The 377-nt window shown below is 63.1% G+C and carries 1 protein-coding gene; it reads right to left on the reverse strand.

Annotated features, from left to right (window positions below; all coding sequences use genetic code 11):
- Nucleotides 1-377: cadherin-like domain-containing protein (locus OB87_RS19105; RefSeq protein ID WP_033570957.1), on the reverse strand; the 377-nt coding region annotated here is incomplete at both ends.

Consider the following 377-nt stretch of genomic DNA (forward strand, 5'->3'; position numbering starts at 1 on the left):
GTATAAGTCACGGTGTCGGTGCCGTTAAAGTTGGCGTTCGGCGTATAGGTCAGCGTCCCGTCCGGGTTGATCACTACCGTGCCGTTACCGGCGCTGGCGGCGGTCACGGTTAGCGGATTGCCATCCACATCCAGGTCATTCGCCAGCACATTGACCGTCACCGGGGTGTCTTCGTCGGTGGTCGCCGTATCCGCCCCGGCCACCGGTGCATCGTTTACCGCCGTAACGGTTACCGTCAGCGTGCCGGTTGCCACGCCACCCGCGCCATCGCTCACCGTATAGGTCACGGTGTCGGTGCCGTTAAAGTTGGCGTTCGGGGTGTAAGTCAGGGTGCCATCCGGGTTGATCACCACCGTACCGTTACCGGCGCTGGCGGC

It is taken from the genome of Dickeya undicola (genome assembly GCF_000784735.1).
Taxonomy (GTDB): Bacteria; Pseudomonadota; Gammaproteobacteria; order Enterobacterales; family Enterobacteriaceae; genus Dickeya; species Dickeya undicola.